General features: G+C 64.9%; 19 protein-coding genes and 1 tRNA gene. 14 read left to right on the top strand and 6 right to left on the bottom strand.

Features of this window, described 5'->3' with window-relative positions:
• Nucleotides 1-33 precede the first annotated feature (33 nt).
• Nucleotides 34-960 (bottom strand): ACP S-malonyltransferase, encoded by a 927-nt coding sequence (gene fabD, locus ACFXP9_RS01670; protein WP_397208060.1) that lies wholly within the window; start codon nt 958-960, stop codon nt 34-36.
• 118 nt (nt 961-1,078) lie between these two features.
• Nucleotides 1,079-1,501, bottom strand: coding sequence for a nucleoside-diphosphate kinase (gene ndk, locus ACFXP9_RS01665; protein WP_397208058.1), 423 nt, complete (start codon nt 1,499-1,501; stop codon nt 1,079-1,081).
• Between the two features lie 182 nt (nt 1,502-1,683).
• On the opposite strand from ndk, the gene ACFXP9_RS01660 reads away from it, so the two are divergent.
• The 3 genes from ACFXP9_RS01660 to ACFXP9_RS01650 all read left to right on the top strand — a co-directional run bounded on the left by ACFXP9_RS01660 (nt 1,684) and on the right by ACFXP9_RS01650 (nt 5,219).
• A complete protein-coding gene (locus ACFXP9_RS01660; protein ID WP_397208056.1) occupies nt 1,684-3,549 on the top strand; it encodes an ABC-F family ATP-binding cassette domain-containing protein in 1,866 nt (621 codons plus the stop codon).
• A 44-nt stretch (nt 3,550-3,593) separates the two neighbouring features.
• Nucleotides 3,594-4,337 (top strand): 7-cyano-7-deazaguanine synthase QueC, encoded by a 744-nt coding sequence (gene queC, locus ACFXP9_RS01655; RefSeq protein WP_397208054.1) that lies wholly within the window; start codon nt 3,594-3,596, stop codon nt 4,335-4,337.
• Nucleotides 4,338-4,454: 117 nt separating this feature from the next.
• On the top strand, nt 4,455-5,219 hold the full coding sequence (locus ACFXP9_RS01650; protein ID WP_397208052.1) for a MipA/OmpV family protein: 765 nt from the start codon (nt 4,455-4,457) through the stop codon (nt 5,217-5,219).
• Here the strand turns inward: ACFXP9_RS01650 and ACFXP9_RS01645 are convergent.
• Both ACFXP9_RS01645 and ACFXP9_RS01640 read right to left on the bottom strand, forming a co-directional pair.
• Nucleotides 5,203-5,703: a hypothetical protein gene (locus ACFXP9_RS01645; RefSeq protein WP_397208050.1), complete on the bottom strand. Its 501-nt coding sequence runs from the start codon at nt 5,701-5,703 to the stop codon at nt 5,203-5,205. The genes ACFXP9_RS01650 and ACFXP9_RS01645 overlap by 17 nt on opposite strands.
• Nucleotides 5,704-5,716: 13 nt before the next feature.
• Nucleotides 5,717-6,475 carry a GNAT family N-acetyltransferase gene (locus ACFXP9_RS01640; RefSeq protein ID WP_397208048.1) on the bottom strand — a complete coding sequence of 253 codons (759 nt, stop codon included), beginning with the start codon at nt 6,473-6,475 and terminating at the stop codon, nt 5,717-5,719.
• 113 nt (nt 6,476-6,588) lie between these two features.
• Between ACFXP9_RS01640 and msrB the strand changes: the two genes are divergently transcribed.
• Nucleotides 6,589-6,984 carry a peptide-methionine (R)-S-oxide reductase MsrB gene (msrB, locus tag ACFXP9_RS01635; protein WP_397208046.1) on the top strand — a complete coding sequence of 132 codons (396 nt, stop codon included), beginning with the start codon at nt 6,589-6,591 and terminating at the stop codon, nt 6,982-6,984.
• Between the two features lie 53 nt (nt 6,985-7,037).
• Here msrB and ACFXP9_RS01630 read toward each other — a convergent pair whose 3' ends face one another.
• On the bottom strand, nt 7,038-7,484 hold the full coding sequence (locus ACFXP9_RS01630) for an outer membrane protein assembly factor BamE (RefSeq protein WP_397208044.1): 447 nt from the start codon (nt 7,482-7,484) through the stop codon (nt 7,038-7,040).
• A gap of 164 nt (nt 7,485-7,648) precedes the next feature.
• On the opposite strand from ACFXP9_RS01630, the gene ACFXP9_RS01625 reads away from it, so the two are divergent.
• From ACFXP9_RS01625 to ACFXP9_RS01610, 4 genes are all read left to right on the top strand, one after another.
• The gene (locus ACFXP9_RS01625; RefSeq protein ID WP_397208043.1) at nt 7,649-8,188 is read left to right on the top strand and encodes a YceD family protein; all 540 of its coding nucleotides are present in this window, start codon (nt 7,649-7,651) and stop codon (nt 8,186-8,188) included.
• A gap of 195 nt (nt 8,189-8,383) precedes the next feature.
• Complete coding sequence (gene rpmF, locus ACFXP9_RS01620) at nt 8,384-8,590, top strand: 50S ribosomal protein L32 (protein WP_397208041.1); 207 nt, start codon at nt 8,384-8,386, stop codon at nt 8,588-8,590.
• A gap of 16 nt (nt 8,591-8,606) precedes the next feature.
• Nucleotides 8,607-9,740, top strand: coding sequence for a phosphate acyltransferase PlsX (gene plsX / locus ACFXP9_RS01615; protein WP_397208181.1), 1,134 nt, complete (start codon nt 8,607-8,609; stop codon nt 9,738-9,740).
• Nucleotides 9,740-10,711, top strand: a complete 972-nt coding sequence (locus tag ACFXP9_RS01610; protein WP_397208039.1) for a beta-ketoacyl-ACP synthase III — start codon at nt 9,740-9,742, stop codon at nt 10,709-10,711. The genes plsX and ACFXP9_RS01610 overlap by 1 nt, the downstream gene beginning before the upstream one ends.
• 148 nt (nt 10,712-10,859) lie before the next feature.
• On the opposite strand, the gene ACFXP9_RS01605 is transcribed toward ACFXP9_RS01610, so the two are convergent.
• The gene (locus ACFXP9_RS01605; RefSeq protein ID WP_397208038.1) at nt 10,860-11,132 is read right to left on the bottom strand and encodes a DksA/TraR family C4-type zinc finger protein; all 273 of its coding nucleotides are present in this window, start codon (nt 11,130-11,132) and stop codon (nt 10,860-10,862) included.
• A gap of 150 nt (nt 11,133-11,282) precedes the next feature.
• Here ACFXP9_RS01605 and ACFXP9_RS01600 point away from each other — a divergent pair, with 150 nt between their 5' ends.
• The 6 genes from ACFXP9_RS01600 (at nt 11,283) to ACFXP9_RS01575 (ending at nt 15,555) form a co-directional block, all read left to right on the top strand.
• A complete protein-coding gene (locus ACFXP9_RS01600) occupies nt 11,283-11,804 on the top strand; it encodes a TRAP transporter small permease subunit (protein WP_397208036.1) in 522 nt (173 codons plus the stop codon).
• A complete protein-coding gene (locus ACFXP9_RS01595) occupies nt 11,794-13,119 on the top strand; it encodes a TRAP transporter large permease (RefSeq protein ID WP_397208034.1) in 1,326 nt (441 codons plus the stop codon). Before ACFXP9_RS01600 ends, ACFXP9_RS01595 begins: the two co-directional genes overlap by 11 nt.
• Nucleotides 13,120-13,136: 17 nt before the next feature.
• The gene (dctP, locus tag ACFXP9_RS01590; RefSeq protein WP_397208032.1) at nt 13,137-14,228 is read left to right on the top strand and encodes a TRAP transporter substrate-binding protein DctP; all 1,092 of its coding nucleotides are present in this window, start codon (nt 13,137-13,139) and stop codon (nt 14,226-14,228) included.
• A gap of 116 nt (nt 14,229-14,344) precedes the next feature.
• Nucleotides 14,345-14,647 (top strand): integration host factor subunit alpha, encoded by a 303-nt coding sequence (gene ihfA, locus ACFXP9_RS01585; RefSeq protein WP_397208030.1) that lies wholly within the window; start codon nt 14,345-14,347, stop codon nt 14,645-14,647.
• Between the two features lie 44 nt (nt 14,648-14,691).
• The gene (locus ACFXP9_RS01580; RefSeq protein WP_397209926.1) at nt 14,692-15,390 is read left to right on the top strand and encodes a MerR family transcriptional regulator; all 699 of its coding nucleotides are present in this window, start codon (nt 14,692-14,694) and stop codon (nt 15,388-15,390) included.
• An 87-nt stretch (nt 15,391-15,477) separates the two neighbouring features.
• Nucleotides 15,478-15,555 (top strand) — tRNA-Pro (locus tag ACFXP9_RS01575).
• The last annotated feature ends 27 nt before the right edge of the window (nt 15,556-15,582 follow it).

Genomic DNA, 15,582 nt, shown 5'->3' with positions numbered 1-15,582 from the left:
GGCAATCCGGGGGCCGCACAGCCCCCGTAAGCATCAGTTTTTCAGCCCGGCAATATCCGCCGGGGTGCCGATATTGCGCGTCACGGCGTCTTTGGCGATCCGCCTGATCATGCCCGACAGCGCCTTGCCGGCACCGATTTCCCAGAATTCGGTCACGCCGGTATCGGCCATCCACAGGACCGACTCGCGCCAGCGGACGGCGCCGGTGACCTGTTCGACCAACAGCCGGCGAATGGCGCCGGGTTCGGCCACCGGTTCGGCGCGGACATTGGCGATGACCGGAACCGCGGGGGTCTGAATGTCGACGCCCGCCAGCGCATCCGACATCACCGCCGCGGCGGGTTGCATCAGCACGCAATGAAACGGCGCCGACACCGGCAGCATCAGCGCGCGTTTCGCGCCGCGTTCCCTGGCCAGCGCCGCCGCGCGTTCCACCGCGTCCTTGTGCCCCGAGATCACAACCTGCGCCGGGTCGTTGTCATTGGCGGCCTGACAGACCTCGCCCTCGGCGGCATCGCGGGCCAGCTGGTCCACGGCCTCGAAATCCAGCCCCAGAATCGCGGCCATGGCGCCCTGACCGACCGGCACGGCCTCTTGCATGGCCTGCCCGCGCATCCGCAGCAGGCGCGCGGTGTCAGACAGGCTGATTGCCCCTGCCGCGCACAGCGCCGAATATTCGCCAAGGCTGTGACCGGCGACGAAATCGGCGTGGTCGATGCCGAACCCCTCGGCCTCAAGCGCGCGGAAGGCCGCGATAGACGCCGCCATCAGCGCCGGTTGTGCATTGCGCGTCAGGGTCAGGGTCTCGATATCGCCGTTCCAGATCAGGTCTGACAGGTTTTCACCCAGCGCCTCGTCGACCTCGTCGAACACGGCGCGGGCGACGGGATAAGCCTCGGCCAGTTCACGGCCCATGCCGATGGTTTGGGCACCCTGCCCCGGAAAAACATATGCGCGCATCGCAGCTTGTCCTTGTGTTGGCTTTCCCAGCATCTAGCCCAAGCCCTGCCCCTTGGGCAACCGCGCATGAAAAAGGCCGCCCCCGCAGGGACGGCCCGAAAGGTCACGATGGCGTTAATCAGCCAACCAGTTCCAGACCGCTGAAGAAGAAGGCGATTTCCTCACGGGCGGTTTCCGGCGCGTCCGAGCCATGGACGCTGTTTTCGCCAACCGACAGCGCGAATTCCTTGCGGATGGTGCCTTCGGCGGCATCGGCGGGGTTGGTCGCGCCCATCACTTCGCGGTTCTTGGCAATGGCGTTTTCACCTTCCAGAACCTGCACGACGACGGGTTCGGAGGCCATGAACTCCACCAGCTCGCCATAGAAGGGGCGGTCCTTGTGAACCTCATAGAACTTGCCCGCCTGTTCGGGCGACAGCTTGATACGCTTTTGCGCGACGATGCGCAGGCCGGCATCCTCGAACTTGGCGTTGATCTTGCCGGTCAGGTTGCGTTTGGTGGCATCGGGTTTGATGATGGACAGGGTGCGCTGAAGGGCCATGATGTTACCTTATGTCTGAAAAGCGGCCATGCCGCCGGAAATCCGCGCCCCGTTACCACGGGTCAGGCGGCTTGGAAAGGCCACACGACCCGCCCCGCGCCCGCGCCTGACCAAACCGGCAGGCCAGACGCGGCAACACGCCAGCGATTGACGGGCGGGCGCGATTGCGCCATGCCGCACCCATGTTGCGGATTGACGATATCACCTATGCCATTGCCGGGCGCCCCCTGTTCGAGGGCGCCAGCGCCACCATCCCCGAAGGCCACAAGGTCGGCCTTGTCGGTCCCAATGGCGCGGGCAAAACCACGCTGTTCAAACTGATCAAAGGCGAATTGTCGCTGGATGGCGGGGCCATCACCCTGCCCCCGCGCGCCCGCATCGGCGGCGTCGCGCAGGAAGCCGCCGCCAGCGATGTCAGCGTGCTGGACACGGTGCTGGCCGCCGATACCGAACGCGCCGCGCTGATGGCCGAATCCGCCACCGCCACCGACCCGCACCGCATCGCGGACATCCAGACCCGGCTGGCCGATATCGACGCCTGGTCCGCCGAAGCGCGCGCCAGCGCGATCCTGAAAGGGCTTGGCTTTGACAGCGCCGATCAGGCCCGCCCGGTCAGCGATTTTTCCGGCGGCTGGCGGATGCGCATGGCCCTGGCCGGGGTGCTGTTCGCGCAGCCCGACCTGCTGATGCTGGACGAACCCACCAACTATCTGGACCTTGAAGGGGCGCTGTGGCTCGAGGGGTATCTGGCGCGTTACCCGCATACCGTCATCGTCATCAGCCATGACCGCGGCTTGCTGAACCGCGCGGTGGGGCACATCCTTCACCTCGAGGATCGCAAGCTGGTGCTGTATACCGGCGGCTATGACGCCTTTGCCCGCGCCCGCGCCGAGCGCCGCGCCCTGCAAGCCGCCGAGGCCCGCAAACAGGCCGACCGCCGCGCCCATCTGCAAAGCTTTGTCGACCGGTTCCGCGCCAAGGCCAGCAAGGCCAAACAGGCACAGGCCCGCGTCAAGATGCTGGAAAAGATGGAACCGATCACCGCCCCGCACGAGGCCGCGCAGTTCCGTTTCACCTTCCCGCAGCCGGAACAATTATCGCCGCCGATCCTGTCGCTGGACGGGGTGTCGGTGGGCTATGGCGACCGCGCGGTGCTGACGCGGCTGGATCTGCGCATTGATCAGGACGACCGCATCGCCCTGCTGGGGCGCAACGGTCAGGGCAAATCGACGCTGTCAAAGCTGCTGGCCGACCGCCTGCCCGCGATGGCAGGGCAGGTCACGCGGTCGGGCAAGCTGCGCATCGGCTATTTCGCGCAGCATCAGGTGGACGAACTGCATCTGGATGAGACCCCGCTGGACCATATCCGCCGCCTGCGCCCGGACGAGGCCCCGGCCCGGCTGCGCGCCCGGCTGGCGGGGTTTGGCCTGTTCGAGGCACAGGCCGAAACCCGCGTCGGCAGCCTGTCTGGCGGGCAAAAGGCGCGGCTGTCGCTGTTGATCGCGACCATCGACGCGCCGCATCTGCTGATTCTGGACGAACCGACCAACCACCTTGACATCGAAAGCCGCGAGGCCCTGACCGAGGCGCTGAACGATTATACCGGCGCGGTGGTGCTGGTCAGCCACGACATGCATCTGCTGGGGCTGGTGGCCGACCGGCTGTGGCTGGTCGATCAGGGCCGGGTCGCGCCCTATCAGGGCGATCTGGATGGTTACCGCGCCAGCCTGCTGGCCGGCGAGGACAAGCCCGCCAAACCGGCCCGCACGGCCCCTGAAACCCCGGCACCTGTGCCGGTCAGGCGCCCCTCGCGCGATGCCCTGCTGGAGCTGAGGGCAGAACTGCGCCGCGCCGAGGACCGCGTGGCCAAGCTGACCGAGATGCTGGAAAAGCTGGACGCCAAGCTGGCCGACCCGACAATTTACGGCAACCCCGCCGAAGCCGAGAAATGGGGCCGTAAACACGCCGAAGCGCGCGAGGCCATGACACGCGCCGAGGATCTGTGGATGACGGCGCTGGAAAATCTGGAAATCGCGCAGCAAGGTTAATAACCCCGGTCGCAGCCTACCCGGACAAAACAAGGACAGATGAAATGGATACATTGGTGATCTGCTCGGGCGGGCTGGATTCGGTCAGTCTGGCCCACCGCATCGCCGCGCAGGGGCGGCTGGCCGGGCTGGTCAGCTTTGACTATGGCCAGCGCCACCGCAAGGAACTGGACAGTGCCGCCGATTGCGCGGCACGGCTGGGGGTGCGTCACGATATTGTCGATATCCGCCCCATCGGTGCCTGCCTGACCGGCAGCGCCCTGACCGATAATGTCGATGTGCCCGACGGCCATTACCAACAGGACACCATGCGCATCACCGTGGTGCCGAACCGCAATGCGATCATGCTGACGGCGGCATTCGGCATTGCCGCGGCGCGCGGGCTGGCGGCGGTGGCGATTGCGGTGCATGGCGGCGATCACTTTATTTACCCCGATTGCCGCCCTGAATTCATCGACGCTTTCCAGCAGATGCAGGATGCGGCGCTGGACGGCATGGGCCGGGTGCGGCTGCTGGCGCCTTATGTCCACGGCAGCAAGGCCGATATCGTGCGCGACGGGGCGCGCCATGCCACGCCCTTTGCGCGGACATGGTCATGCTATAAGGGCGGGGTGCGGCATTGCGGGCGCTGTGGCACCTGCGTCGAACGGGCCGAGGCCTTTGCCCTGGCCGGCATCCCCGACCCGACCGAATATGACGACCCGGATTTCTGGCGCCACGCCACCGCCCCCGATCCCGACCGCGCCCCCGACCGCGGCGCGGATGCAACGCCCCGGACCCCATCTTAACCCTGACACCGGTTTGCGCTTGCGACAGCGTTTGCGCAAACCGATGATGGCGGTAATCGCGACCGGCGCAGGGCCTGCACCCGCCTGACCTGACGCCCTGACCTGACTGGATAAGACATGACCTTTTCGACCCGCCTGCTGCTGACCCCCGCCCTTGCCCTGTCCGTGGCGCTGCCTGCCGCGCTGCCCGCTGCGGCGCAGGGGCTTGGCTATTCGGTGTCGGCCGATATGGGCATCGGCGCGCAGTCGGTCCCCGACTATCCCGGTGCCGAGGATTACAAGGTCGCGCCCTGGGTCATCCTGCGTGACCTGCGCCTGTCGCGCGACGGCGTGGCCAGCGGCCCGAAACAGGGTTTCAGCTGGGGTCTGTCGGCGGACCTGAAAGGCAAGCGTGACAGTGACGATTCAGACAAGCTGCGCGGGCTTGACGATGTCGACCCCAGTCTGGAACTGGGGGTTAAGGTTGGCTATGACGCCGGGCCTTTCCGCAGCTATGCCGCCATCCGCAAGGGCGTCACCGGCCACAAAGGCATCACCGGAGAGGTTGGGGCGAAATACACCCATGATGTGAATGACCGCCTGACGCTGACCGGCCTGGCCGAGCTGCAATATGGCGATGGCAAATTCATGGATGCCTATTTCGGCGTCACCCCCGCCGAATCGGCGCGCAGCCTGTATCGCGCCTATGACCCGGCGGGCGGGCTGAAAGCCGCGCAGGCCCGGATCGAGGCGCGCTATGCCGTGTCCGACAGCAATGCCGTCATGGGCCGCATCACCTATACCAAGCTGCTGAATGACGCCGCCGATTCGCCCATCACCGCGAATGATGACCAGATCTCGGTCGGGGTGGGCTTTGTCCACCGCTTCAACTTCCGCTTCTGAGGCGCGCAGCAAGCCACCACACCGCCCCCAACAGCAAGGGGGTGACGGCCAGACCGGCCAGCGACCAGCCCGTCATCCAGATGGCTGGTCGCCCCTGCCCCAGCAGCGACAACAACCACACAGCCGGTGGCAGCATCACGGCAAGCCCGCTGATCGTGCCGGGAATCATCTGGCCTGTGACAATGCTGGCCCCCATCTGAAACAGGGCGCTGGCCGCCAATGCGGCGGCGATCATCGTGATCACGCCGCCCCAGTGCAGCCAGACCGCGACAGCCATCAGCACCGGCACGATCAGCGAAACCAGCAGCAATGCCCACAGCCGGACAGGCCCTGTCGGGGCGATCTGACGATCCGACACAAACCGGCGCCACCTGCGCGGCAACACCGGCCCGCCCCCGCGCCATTCCGCGATATTCTGAAACCAGAAACCCAGAATCAGCACCACTGCAGCACCCGAAATCAGGCTGTCATGGCCCAAAACCATGCGCGGCAGACCTTTACCCCGCCACCCCGCGCAACAGCCTGACCCGCGCTGGCGGGATCGACTTGATCTCAAGCCCCGTAAACACATGCAGCGTGTTCAGCTGTGGGTCGATCACCGCGTGATCGCTGACCCAGCCGCCCATCATCAGATAGGTGCGCAGCAAGGGCGGCATCGCGGCCATGGCGCGTTTGGCATCCGGTTTGCGCGCTTTCAGCAGCCGGGCAAAGCGGAACACCCGCGGCGCCTTGACCCGCGGCAGCCAGCGCCGCGGCGCCAGATGCCGGTCCTTAAGCATCGCGAAAGCGTCCTCATAGGCCGCAGGCTCGGTCCCCGTGAACGAGGAACAGCCGAACAACAGCTCGACCCCGTGATCGTCGACATAGGCGGTCATGAACCCCCAGGCCATGCGCAGGATATTGGGGTCGTGCCATTCGGGATGAATGCAGAAACGCCCCATCTCGACCATCGGGCCGGTGAAATCACGCAGCCGGGCCAGATTGTAATATTGCGCGGAATAGCTGCGGTCGATCTGCGCGCCGCCCGCAAGATGCAAAAAGCGGAAGGTGCAGACCAGCCTGCCGCTGCGCGTATCCTCGACCAGCACATGCCGGCATTCGGCGTCCAGCGCATCGGCATCCACATCCGCGCCCGCCGCCGCCACGCCGCCGCGCTGACCGATAAAGGCCAGCCAGCGCAATTGCTGCGCGCGCCGCAGATCCGCATCGCTATCGGCCAGCCGAACGGCATAACGGCCCTTGGAAAGTGACAGCATCCCTGCCCCCTGAATATCCCCATCCGCGAACGCCGCCGCATGGCACGGCTTGTTCGGTTCCGGGCTATTCCTATCTTGTAACAGACAGGCAACAATTCCAGAGACCATTTCCGATGGCCGATAAAATCGTCAAGACCGATGCCGAATGGCAGGACCAGCTGGACCCGCTGACCTATCACGTCACCCGTCAGGCCGGGACCGAGCGCCCGTATTCCCATGCCGGGTTCCCCAAGGTGCCGGGCCATTATGAATGCGTGTGCTGCGGGGCGCGGCTGTTCGATCAGGACGCGAAATTCGAAAGCCATTGCGGCTGGCCCAGCTTTGCCCGCGCCGGTGGCGGCATTGACGAACATCGCGACACCAGCCACGGCATGATCCGCACCGAAGTGCGCTGTCACCGCTGCGATGCGCATCTGGGGCATGTGTTTCCCGACGGACCGCCGCCTTCGGGTTTGCGCTATTGCATCAACGGGGTGGCGCTGCGCTTTGTGCCGGATGCGCCTGCCTGACGGCGGGCCGTCCGCGCCCGGTCAGGTGATGCGCAGCGGACCGGCGGTCGCGGTTATTTCAGGATCTGACCGGGGTTGAAATTGCCGATATTGCCCAAAAGCTGGCGGATCAGGCCGATCCCGGCGACGTTCGAATCGGTCACGCGGCGCGACAGCACCACCACCCGCCCGTCCTGAAGGCCGAATCGCTCGATATTGCTGACCACGCCGCTGTCGGCAAAGCTGATGGCCACCACCTGGCGCGAGATTTCGCGCGGTTCGCGGGCACCGAAATGGTCCCAGCGCGAGCCGACATAATACCAGCCCGCCCCGCTTAGCAGCCCCTGCGCCGACGGAATGCCGATCAGCCCCGGCAGCTCATCGCGCGTGGTCTGCCCGACCTGCACCATGGCCAGATCCTCGGCCGGGGGGATATAGCCGTGGTTGCGATAGATATGGGTGCATCCCGCCACCGCCAGCACCACGACAGCCACCATCAGCCTGGTCATCCTGTTGAACATGGTGGCCCCCTGCTTGTGCCAGTCTGGTTTTATCCGCGTCGCGGGCGCATATGGCACCGCAGCGCCGCAATCGGTTGACGCGACCCGACCCGCTTAGCAAACTGCGCGGCGGCGCTCAAGAAAATCCATGCAAGGCGCGGGAATCGCCGCGCGAAAGGCAAGACATGACCCAGACCGAACCGTTTTCGCAGCGTTTGCGCGTCGCCCATCTGAACCCGCGCCAGCCGGTGCCGGTGACGCTGGCGCCCGACAAGGCCACCCGTCAGGCGATTGCCGCCGATCTGGGGCTGATCGCCCTGCCCGCCCTGCGCCTGACCGGCGAATTGCGGGCCGAAGGCGGCGATGCGTGGGTTTTCGATGGCCGGATCGAGGCGCGCGTGGTGCAGGAATGCGTGGTGACGCTGGCCCCGGTCGACACCGCGCTGTCCGAACCGGTGCGCCGGGTTTTCTCGCCGCATCTGCGCCCGCCCGAGGAAACCGAGGTCGAGATGCCCGATGACGAGGTCGAGCCGCTTGGCGCCTTCATCGACCTTGGCGTCATCGCGACCGAGGCGCTGGCGCTGGCGCTGCCGGCATGGCCGCGCGCCGATGACGCGCAACTGCCCGACGCGGCGCAGGATGCCGACCCCGACGACACCGATGCGGGCGATCAGCGCCGCCCCTTTGCCGGGCTGGCCGATCTGTTGGCGAAACGCGACGATTAACCCTGATGGCGGCGATTCTGCTCTTGCCTTTGCGGCGCCAATCGCTATGTTCGCGCCTTCATGCGGATGGTCTTTCGGCCGTCCCGCCTGCGCTTATGTCTTGCGGGCCGGGGCGATCTGCCGTATTGCCGCCGCTCTGATCCGAATACTGACCGGGGCCATTTTCCTGCCCCCCCGAATCTTTGAGGTTGTGACATGGCCGTCCCCCAGAATCGCGTCACCCGCTCCAAGCGCAATATGCGCCGCGCACATGATGCGCTGTCGGGTGCCAATCCGAACGAATGCCCGAACTGCGGCGAACTGAAGCGTCCGCACCATGTGTGCCCGTCCTGTGGCCATTATGCCGACCGCGAAGTGGTCGCGCAGGCCAACGAGATCGACCTGGACGACGACGCGGCCTAAGGGCTGCGCGATGCCGATGCAGGACCGCAAGGCTGATCCCGCCCCCGCGCCCGCAAATGGGTCGCGGGGCGGTATTGTTATATCGGTCGATGCGATGGGCGGCGACCGCGGCCCCGCGGCCGTCGTCGCCGGCATTGCGCATAGTGCGCAAAAGAACCCCGATATCCGCTTTGTCGTCCATGGCGATCAGGCGGTCTTGTCGCGTCTGATCGACAAGCGCCGCATTCTGGCGGGCCGTTGTGACATCCGCCATGCCGATGGCGTGGTCACCATGCATGACAAGCCCAGTCAGGTGATTCGCAACGCTCAGGGCACCAGCATGTGGTCGGCCATCGAATCGGTCCGCGCCGGCGAGGCCACGGTGGCCGTGTCCTGCGGCAATACCGGCGCGCTGATGGCGCTGTCGATGATCCGGCTGCGCAAGCTGCCCGGCGTGAACCGCCCGGCGATTGCCTGCCTGTGGCCCTCGCGCAATGCGCAGGGGTTCAACGTCATGCTGGATGTCGGTGCCGATATTCGCGCTGACGCGCCCGACCTTGTGCAATACGCGATGATGGGTGCCGCCTATGCCCGCAACGGCATGGGCCTGTCGCGCCCGCGTGTCGGCCTGCTGAATGTCGGGACCGAGGATCACAAGGGCCGCGCCGAACTGAAACTGGCGCATGAAATGATCGGCCAGACGACCGAGCTTGGCGGCTTTGACTATATCGGCTTTGTCGAGGGGGGCGATCTGTCCTCGGACCGGGTGGATGTGATCGTGACGGATGGGTTCACCGGCAATGTCGCAATCAAAACCGGCGAAGGCACGGCCAGGCTGGTGGGCGACTTCCTGAAAGACGCCTTTGCCAATTCGCTGATGTCGAAATTCGCCGCCTTGCTGGCGCTGTCCTCGCTGAAACGCCTGCAAAAGCGCATCGACCCGCGCCGGGTCAATGGCGGGGTGTTTCTGGGGCTGAACGGCACAGTGGTGAAATCGCATGGCTCGGCCGATGCGACCGGGGTGTCGGCGGCGATCAAGCTGGCCTTTCAGCTGGCGCAATCGGGCTTTCACGACCGTCTGGCCGCGCGCATGGCGCAACAGGCCCAGAACAGCGCTGAAACCGGGCCAGCGCCATCGACAGTTCATGCGGATGAAAGGGCAGCGGATTGATGCGACGCGCGGTTGTCAGGGGATGCGGCCACTATCTGCCTGAACGGGTGGTGGAAAACAGCTGGTTCGAGGACAAGCTGGACACAACCGACGACTGGATCCGCGCCCGCACCGGGATAGAGCGCCGCCATTTCGCCGCCGAAGGCCAGACCACCAGCGATCTGGCCATCCGCGCCGCAAGGGCCGCGCTGGACAATGCCGGTATGACCCCGGACCAGATCGACGCCATCGTGCTGGCGACCTCGACCCCGGATTTCACCTTCCCCTCGGTCGCCACCATGGTGCAGGCCGGGTTGGGCATGGAAACCGGCTTTGCCTTTGACGTTCAGGCGGTCTGTGCCGGTTTCGTCTTTGCGCTGGCCAATGCCGACGGGCTGATCCGCGCCGGTCAGGCCGACCGGGTGCTGGTCATCGGGGCCGAAACCTTCAGCCGGATCATGGACTGGACCGATCGCGGCACCTGCGTGCTGTTCGGTGACGGCGCCGGTGCCGTCGTGCTCGAGGCCGCCGAATCGGCGGGCACCCCGCAGGATCGCGGCATTCTGGCCACCGACCTGAACAGCGATGGCCGCTATCGCGACCTGCTTTATGTCGATGGCGGCGTGTCAACCACCGGCACGGCGGGGCATCTGCGGATGCAGGGCAATCTGGTCTTCCGCCATGCCATCGAAAAGCTGGCCAAAACCGCGCATACCGCGCTGGACAAGGCGGGGCTTGGCACGGCTGATGTGACCTGGCTGGTGCCGCATCAGGCCAATTCGCGCATTATCGAAGGCACGGCGAAAAAGATGGGCCTGCCGATGGATCAGGTGGTGCTGACGGTGGCCGATCACGGCAATACCTCGGCCGCGTCCATTCCGCTGGCGCTGTCGGTCGCACATGCGCAAGGCCGCTTCAAACCCGGCGATGTCATCGTGACCGAGGCGATTGGCGGCGGCCTCAGCTGGGGCAGCGTCGTCCTGCGCTGGTAATAGTTTCGCCTTGGCCCAAATATCCGCGGGGGTCAGGGCCGCAGGCCCAAGGGGGCAGCCAGCCCCCTGCCCACACCGCCACAGATGCCGCAGGCCAGACGCAAACCGCCGGCCCGGCCCGGCAGCGCAGGCTCGCGAACCCGCCCGCCTATTTCAACTGCGAATCCTTTGACCCGCGCCGGTTGATACCGCCCGCTGCCTGTCGGCGCTGGCGGTCGGCACCCTGCTGACAGTCAACGCACAGCTGCACCCCCGGCACGGCCTGACGGCGTGCCTCGGGGATCGGCTCGTCGCATTCGGCGCAGAACCGGGCGCTGTCACCCGCCTGCCGGTTGCGCAGCCGCATCCGCTCCAGCGCCTCGCGGGTCGAGACCTCGATCTGTTCGCTGACCGCATCGTCGCGCGCCCATCCACCAGCCATGTCATGCCCCCGTATCGGTATTGCAGTCTTTGCAAGACATAGGGCCGCTTTTGCCTGATTTCAAAACCTTGCCCATTGGTTGACATAGAGGCAAGCCTCGTGAACAGTTCGGGCAAAGTCGCACAGCCGACACGACCGAGGGAGGAAATCTTGCCGTTGATCCGCCTGATCGACGGCCTGAACGAGGCGGTGGGACGTATCGTGTCCATCACCGCCATCGTTTTTGCCGTCATCATCATTTACGACGTTTTCATGCGCTATGTCATGGTCGCGCCCACCCCCTGGGGGTTTGACCTGACAAAGATGCTGTATGGGTTTTATTTCGTGATGCTGGGGGGTTACGCCCTGCGTCATGAAAGCCACGTCAAGGTCGACCTGCTGACCGCCACCATGCGCCCCAATCTGCGCCGCTGGGTCGAGGCCGCGGGTTATGTCATCTTCTTCTTTCCCTTCGCGTGGATCTTCATGACCAAAAGCTGGGATTTCGCCATGACCTCTTTCCATCAGGGGGAAAAGACCTATGGCGCGGTGCAGCTGCCGGTCTATCCGCTGAAAATCGCCATGGCTGTGGCGGCTGTGCTGCTGTTTATTCAGGGCATATCCGAGTTCCTGAAACTGGTCCTTGGCCGCACCACCCACCTTGAACAGATGGAGCCGCTCGATGTCCGGTGAAATGATCGGCCTGATCATGGCCGGGCTGCTGGTGCTTGGCCTGTTCATGGGGCATCCGCTGGCCTTTGTGCTTGGCGGCGTCGCGGTGCTTGGCGCGTTCATCGCCGGCAAGCCGATGGTGCTTGGCATCGTCATCAACCGCATCTTTGGCGATGTGCTGGACAATTTTACCCTGATCGCCATTCCGCTTTTCGTGCTGATGGCGCGGTTTTTGTCTGACAGCGGCGTCACCGATAAAATGTTCGAGGCCCTGCGCCACCTGATGGCCCGCGTGACCGGCGGGCTGGGGCTGGCGGTTGTGTTCATCTCGATCCTGCTGGCGGCGACGACCGGCATCATCGGGGCGTCGATCACCGTGATGGGGATGATGGCGCTGCGTCCGATGCTGCAATATGGCTATTCCAAGCAGCTGACGACGGGGCTGATCGGCGCGTCAGGCTGTCTTGGCATCCTGATCCCGCCCTCGATCATGCTGATCCTGATGTCATCCTATGCCCCCGGCCTGTCGGTGGGTGAACTGTTCGCCGGGGCGATGGTGCCCGGTCTGGCGCTTGGGGTCATGTATGCGATCTATGTCGCGGCGATTGCCTTCCTGCGCCCCGATCTGGCCCCCGCCATCCGCGAGGAAGAACAGATCCCCCGCGCCGAGATGTGGAAGATGCTGGTGGTCGAGGCCGTGCCGCCGCTGGTGCTGATTCTGGGTATTCTTGGGTCGATGCTGGCCGGCATCGCCACCGCGACCGAGGCCAGCGCGATCGGCGCCATTCTGGCCCTGCTGATCGTCATCATGCGTGGCCGGTTCCAGCTGAAGACATTCTATGGCGCGCTGCTGGAAACCGGCCGCACCAGCGCGATGATCCTTTATATCGTCGTCGGCGCCACGGCCTTTACCGGGGTGTTCAACATCACCGGCGGCCTGTCGGCCACGCAGGACCTGATCCGCAGCCTTGCCGATGACCAGACCACGCTGATCATGGTGATGCTGGTCGCGGTGTTCATTCTTGGCATGTTCCTTGACTGGACCGGCATCGTGCTGCTGTCTTTCCCGATCTTCCTGCCCCTGGTTCAGGAAATGGGGGTCAGCCAGCTGTGGTTCGTGGTGCTGATGGCGGTGGTGCTGCAAACCAGCTTTCTGTCGCCGCCATTCGGATATGCGCTGTTTTATATGCGCGCCATTGCGCCCGCCGATGTCACCATGGGCGACATCATCAAGGGCGTCATTCCGTTCATCATTCTGGTTCTGATCATGTGCGCGCTGATCATCGCGTTCCCGACGCTGGTCACATGGCTGCCCGATACGCTTTACAAATCCTGAGGAGGAGGAGACCACCAATGAAACACATCACCAAACTGTTCTGCGGTGCCGCGCTGGCGCTGGCGGCCACCCCCGCGCTGGCCGAAAAATGGACGATGACCACGACCTGGCCGTCCAGCCTTGAACTGATCGAAAGCGACAAGCATTTCGTCAAGCTGGCGAATGAACTGATCGACGATGACAAGCTGACCATCGACTTCTTTGACGGCGGCAGCCTTGTCCCCGCAGGCGAGGTGTTCGGCGCCGTCGAATCGGGCACCATTCAGGCCGGGGCCGACTGGCCGGGCTATTGGGCGGGGCGCGATTCGGCATTCTCGCCGCTGGCCACGACCTCTTCGCTGTTCAGCGCCGTGGATTACATGAACTGGATTCAGGAATGGGGTGGCCGCGACCTGTATAACGAGGTCTATGGCAAGTTCGGCATGGTGTATCTGCCCTATGGCATCACCTCGAACGAGGCCGGTTTCCACACCACCAGCAAAGCCATCAAGACCATCGACGACCTGAAGGGCCTGCGCCTGCGGGTTTCGGGTCTGGAACAGGGCAAGCTGCTGGAAAAACTGGGGGGCAGTCAGGTCAGCATGGCCGGCGGCGAGATTTACCAGTCGCTGGAACGCGGCGTGATCGACGGTGCCGAATTCTCGGCCCCGAATGTCGATCTGTCGGGCGGTTTTGAACAGGTGACCAAATATTGGGCGACGCCGGGCTGGCACCAGTCGGCATCGGTCTTTGGGGTGATGATCAACAAGGCCGCGTGGGACGCGCTGGACGATGACACCCGCAACAAGCTGCAAATCGCGGCCAATGCGACGATGATCTGGTCGCTGTCCTATTCGGAAAAACGCTCGGCCGATGCCTATCACAAATTCGCGGAAGCGGGCGTGGAAATCACCCGTCTGGACGATGCCGCACTTGAGGAGATCCAGCAAAAAGCCAATGAGGTGATCGAGGAAACCGCCTGCCAGAACCCGCTTTCGGCCAAGGTTTACGCATCCATGCTGACCTATCTGAAGGAATATCAGGGCTGGCGCGATGCCTCGGCGCCGTTCAACCTGGGCCGCACCCCGAATGGCCCTGATCTGGCCAGGATCGAGGCCTGCGCCAAGTAAGCCGCGAAAAAGCTGACGGAAAAACCAACGGCGGCGGGGAACATTCCCCTGCCGCCGTTGTTGACTTACCGCCGCCAAAGCCGCAATCTGTCCCGCATTCAAGAGGTAGATATCCGATGAGCGACAAGACACTGACCCGCATGGATCTGGCCGAATCCGTATTTCGCGAAGTGGGCCTGTCGCGCCACGAATCGGCGCAGCTTGTGGAAAGCGTGCTGACCCATATTTCGGACGCGCTGGTGCGTGGGGAACAGGTCAAGATCTCGTCCTTCGGGACGTTTTCCATCCGCGACAAGAATGAACGCATCGGTCGCAACCCCAAGACCGGCGAAGAGGTGCCGATTACGCCGCGCCGGGTGCTGTCCTTCCGGCCTTCGCATCTGATGAAAGACCGCGTCGCGGCGGGCAACAAGCCCTGACCCCCTGCTGAAAACCACGGACCACACAACCCACGGCAGCCACGATGGACAAATCCCCTGACGCTTTTCGTTCGATCGGAGAAGTCGCGCGAATCGTCGGGGTGGCCCCGCATGTCCTGCGCTATTGGGAAAGCCAGTTCAGCCAGCTATCGCCGGTCAAGCGCCGCGATGGCCGGCGCTATTACCGGCCTGATGACCTGTATCTGGTCGCCGGTCTGGTGGGCCTGCTGCGCGAGGATGGGCTGACCATTCGCGGTGCCAAAAAGCTGTTGTCACAGGATCGCGGCGCCGCGACCCGCGCCCGCGGGGTGTCGCGCCTGCAAGAGGCCGGGCAGCTGCCCGCCACCACCGCAGATGCCGCCGACACCAGCACCCCCCGGCCCGACACGCCCCCCGCCCGCCAGACAGCCGCCGATCCCGACGCGCAGCCAAAACCCGTCAGGCGTCGTCCCGGCCCCGCCGCCCCGGCTGACCTGCCGCTGTTTTCCGACCAGCACCAGCCCGATCCGCCCGCCGCGCAGCCCCCCGGCGCTGATGCGGCCCCAGCCGGCGCAAACGCCCCATCCGACACCGCCCCATCCGACCCCGCCCCTGCCAGCGCCGCGACCGCCCTGCCCTGCCCCGCCGCACAGGTTCTGCCGCTGCTGGCCGATGCCGCAGATGCCCTGCGCAACTGGCCGCAGGACCGGCCTTTGCCGCAGCAGGTGACGCAATTGCGACAGTTGCTGAACAGCCTGCGTTAAGCCGTCGTCACCGAACCGAAATATTTTGCCGATCGAGGTCAGAATGCCCTTGTGTCCGCCCCGCGCCTTCGCCTATATGGCCCGCGTCGGGCTGTGGCGCAGTCTGGTTAGCGCGTCCGTCTGGGGGGCGGAAGGTCGTGAGTTCGAATCTCGCCAGCCCGACCATTTCAGAATCGCCCACCCCTTGCGGGT

Source organism: Paracoccus jiaweipingae (genome assembly GCF_044335505.1).
Classification (GTDB): domain Bacteria; phylum Pseudomonadota; class Alphaproteobacteria; order Rhodobacterales; family Rhodobacteraceae; genus Paracoccus.
Note: the sequence above shows the minus strand (reverse complement) of the source record. Positions and strands in the feature narration are given on the sequence as shown.